At 53.6% G+C, this 4,092-nt stretch carries 4 protein-coding genes; all 4 read right to left on the bottom strand.

Translation table 11 applies throughout. The annotated features are described in order from the left end of the window. Positions 1 to 318 precede the first annotated feature (318 nt). Positions 319 to 1,983: an alpha/beta hydrolase gene (locus ACR0CG_RS23605; RefSeq protein ID WP_480527927.1), complete on the bottom strand. Its 1,665-nt coding sequence runs from the start codon at positions 1,981 to 1,983 to the stop codon at positions 319 to 321. 244 nt (positions 1,984 to 2,227) lie between these two features. Then, positions 2,228 to 2,686 (bottom strand): GFA family protein, encoded by a 459-nt coding sequence (locus tag ACR0CG_RS23600; RefSeq protein WP_170817365.1) that lies wholly within the window; start codon positions 2,684 to 2,686, stop codon positions 2,228 to 2,230. 41 nt (positions 2,687 to 2,727) lie between these two features. Next, on the bottom strand, positions 2,728 to 3,021 hold the full coding sequence (locus ACR0CG_RS23595) for a hypothetical protein (RefSeq protein ID WP_170817364.1): 294 nt from the start codon (positions 3,019 to 3,021) through the stop codon (positions 2,728 to 2,730). A 561-nt stretch (positions 3,022 to 3,582) separates the two neighbouring features. Next, positions 3,583 to 3,990, bottom strand: coding sequence for an efflux RND transporter permease subunit (locus ACR0CG_RS23590; protein ID WP_480527929.1), 408 nt, complete (start codon positions 3,988 to 3,990; stop codon positions 3,583 to 3,585). Between the last annotated feature and the right edge of the window lie 102 nt (positions 3,991 to 4,092).

Below are 4,092 nucleotides of genomic sequence, written 5' to 3'. Positions count from 1 at the left end.
ACGGATATCAGACAGTTCGACGAACCGGCCTATATCTCGAAGAATATGGTATTGCGGGACATGATCCTCAAGCGAGAACTCGTAGAACAGTAACCCTTGTGCTTGCTGCCTTGGCTCCATCATCGCTCATTCTCCCGATCAGTAAGGGAATTGAATCAGCGACTAGTGCGTCGATCAAGCAAGAGTTTTTCAAAAGAATTAGCCCGAAGCAGACGCTCGCCTTGCGCGCCGCTTCTCAGGAATGCGGAATAATCTCTCAGCTTCTATCGACGGCCTGTGCCGAGCTCGCAAGACAGATTAAGGAACGTTAACACTGGTTCACCGGTTCCGGCATCCAAGCTGGTACCCGATATCGCAGTGCGCTTTCAGCCGTTTGGTGTCAGTAGCAGTCCAGTCCGCAGGGGCCGTGACCTCGACCCAGGGCGAGATGTAATCCTGCGCAAAATAGGCGTGTCCATGTCCTGGTGGCGTACCAAAAGATAACGCCATGTCGAGGGCCAACTGAAACTGCGTGACTACCGGTATGAAGACGAGTTGCTTTGAGACATCTTCAGCCGGAGGTTCGTTCATCCAGGGCGGTGCCCGCCAAAGGGAACTCGGATCGTAGAAAACGATCGGATCGCTGGAATACTGCAGGAATACGATCCGCATGTCCCCCCAGTCGGCGATGGCTTGAGAGGCATCCGAGAAGTGAGACGCAAATCGGACGAACGATCCGTTCCCAATGATGGGGAGCACCCATGGACTGCCAGGTTCGCGCGCGTTTTGCGCTTGCTGCCAGAACCGTGACGGAAACGGCGGGCCGGCCCAGAAGGCTCCATCGATCGGGTCGTCAGCAAGGCGGAAGAGGTTGGTGGCATGCATCGACGACCAGGCACCAAGGCTCAGACCATGCACGTAAAATCTTGGGCGGCGATCCTTTGGCAGCGTCCGCCAATAGGAGTGCACCACGTCGAGAAGCGCGGTCGCCTGATCGAGGCCGGTCCGGGTTTCTAGAACCAGTGCCAGAGGAGATTGTAGGTAGGAATACTGGGCGCTAACCGTCGCGATATCGCCATTGTGCATGTATTCCACCGGATCGTGAGAACCCGGGTCCATCCAACCGGTTCCTGTGGGGCTAGTAACGATCAGAACTTCCCGATCAAAAGCCCTCAGCCGTTTTAGCTCGGCAAGTGCCAGTTCAGCCCGCTCTTGCGGTGATTCGCCGTTCGCCCGGCCGACATAAACCCGAATAGGGTCCTGCGCGGGTTTGCCTGTGAAGGCGGAAATCGCTTCGGCATCCGGTCCATCCAGGACGAAATCTCGACCAGGTTGACCCATCGCCGCCCAGTCAATCAGAGACGCTTCGGAACCAGCCTGATCCGGTCTTTCGGGCAGGTCAGGCGCGATATCAAAAAGCATCTGAGCGGCCTCGAAGCTTTCATCCACGCCCGTGACCACCCGGTCGAAAATGCCGTCGCGGGTGACGACGAAGAGCAGCAGGGCGACCGTCACAACGCCCAGAACATTGGCTCGGCGCGGCGGCATGAAGCGATAGAAGCGGTCCCTGACCCATCGGAACAGGGCCGCCACGAACGCGCCGATCAGAAAAAAAAGCGCAAAGGTTCCGGTCCCTGCCAAGAGGATCTGCGCCAGGTGCTTTGCATCTGCAAGCTCCATCCCCATTTTTGCGCGTAACTCATTCTGCCATTCAAAGCTGAAAGTCAGCGTCCATATTGAAAATCCGGCAACAAGAGCTGCAAAGACAATGTTGCCAACAAGCGCTAGACGTCCGCGCATGCGAGGCAGATCTGCGGCCTGCCAAATAAGTTCGAGCACACGCCCCAGTAGGTAGCCAAGCGCCACCAAGATCCCGCCTAATAATCCCTGAACCATTGGCTCGCGTGGAATGAGGGAGGGGGTCAGCGAGGCTGCAAAGAACAGAAGACCTAAAAGCAGGCACGGGAGGGATACTCCGGCAATCAGTGGTCTTATCCACCGCACAATCGTTCCTCCACGAACCAGGAAAACTCAGCCAGCTTAGTGAAACGCAGCGCGATGGGCCATGTTTATTGTGCAAGTTCCAGGGTATCGCGAGCACCAAAGCTTTTGCGGTCCCTCTCCCTGAGGACGCACATAATATGTGGAACGAACATGTCCGCTTTGGCTCGGAGCGGTCGTTCGCTACGCAGCCTATCAATGACCGCGTTGCGGACAGAGCTGCCATTAAGCCTCAGCGACTGATTCGTCAGGCTAGAGCAGTCTCCAAACGTTCCAACGAATTCTGCGGCCACACCTCGTCGAAGCTGTAAAATTCCTCGAAGATAGGAATCTCCTCGCTGAGCGGCACCCAGGCCTGTTTGCTGCTAGTAAAAATCTGTACGTCCGGAGGACACTGATCCGGGTCGTTCAGTGTTCCGACGCGCACGTACCTTAACTTGCCAAGGCGGATCATGTAGCTGCTGAAAACGGCGACTCCACAATCCCTACAGCGCGTAACAATCTGACCTTTCCCGCTTGGAGTGGAGAGCTCATTTTCGGTGATTGGCCCCTCGAACTTCACTCGGTCAGCTTCAATGATAGCGTTCAAGACGTAGGCTGCTCCGGTTTGTCGCTGGCATTCGCGACAGTGGCAGCAATGCACGAACATGGGTGGCGAAGTCATCTGATATGTTACGGCTCCACAGCCGCATTTCCCTTTGATCATTATTCCCCCCGAGTTGTTTCCTATTGTTCAAGCCATGGCTCTTATTGGACCAGTTCGTAATGCTTGATAGAACGCGACTCGACTAATTCGGCCTCTGCCGGATCGATATGCGGGCTCTGGTAGTTTTCGCCGACAAAAGCCTTTAGTGACTCTAGGTTTTCCCACACCATGACAAAGCTGAACTCTCGTGGTGTGTCAGCACGTGCGGCACCAGGAAACACTTGAACGATACCCTTAGTGCCCCTCATCAAGGGTATGGCTGTTTCATGGAAGAACTTGCTGAACTCTTCCTCTTTGCCTGGCCGAGCCACGACCTGAAAAATGCGCATGATCATTCATCCGACCTCCGCAAAGTACGGTTCCTGAATGTAAGAGCGCCTCTAGTTCTAGGACCATATCATTTTGTTACGAGCGTGTCTGCTTTGGGCTCAGGGCTGCCGTTCTCCGCAGCAATCATAATTGACCGGTCGCAGCCCAATCCGGACAATTAATCCAATGTATGCAATTCCGCCTTGCGGACAAAGCTCCAATTCGCAGGTGAGCAGCCTTCCGGCCGCAGAACGTCAGAAATGCACAGAAAGCAGATTTTGGATATCTACGAGAACGGCTCAGAAAAAATGTCTTTCGGCAAACGCCGAACGAGCAGAGGTTTGGTCAGGCAAACTTACTGTTCGCAATGTTCCAACAGAATCTCTGTTCTGAACCAAGAATGCTAGAGGATTGCGAAAAAAGTTAGTTTCCGCACTTGGAGACCTAGATTTCTGCAGGTCTGGCAAGGACGCGCGAATAGAAGGTCGATCCAAATCAGCAGGTCAATGCAAAAGCACGTACTTAAAACCTGGAACATGGCGAAAGCGTGATATGTCTTGCGGAGATGAGGATCTGAAGGTTAGTTACTAAGCCGCTATTTCGTCCTCATTTATTCTAAAGAATATTGAGTACAGAGTCGGCACTACTATCAGCGTAAGAACGGTCGCAAAACTCAAACCGCAGATAATCACCACTGCGAGCGACTCAAAAAATGGATCCCACAGCAAAGGCATTACTCCAAGTACAGTAGTAAGTACTCCCAGTGCCACTGGGCGGACGCGTAGAACAGCTGAGTCGACAACAGCCTGCAATCGAGGTTTTCCACCAGCAATCTGAGTATCGGTTTCGTCAATAAGGACGATAGCGTTTTTGATTAGCATCCCTGTTAGAGACAAAATACCCAGTATTGCCATAAATTCGAGTGGCGTTCTGGTTGCCGCGAGCCCCCAGACGACTCCAATGAGAGCCAGAGGTACTGTCAACCATATGATCAGTGGCTGACGGATGTCCGTCGTCAGGGATTTTGGGACAGATGGCGCTCTGATCTAAGAGAGGATGTGGCTCATCTGGTTGGTTTGATTATGCGGCGGATTTGC

Source organism: Ruegeria sp. AB8 (assembly GCF_056542605.1).
Note: the sequence above shows the minus strand (reverse complement) of the source record. Positions and strands in the feature narration are given on the sequence as shown.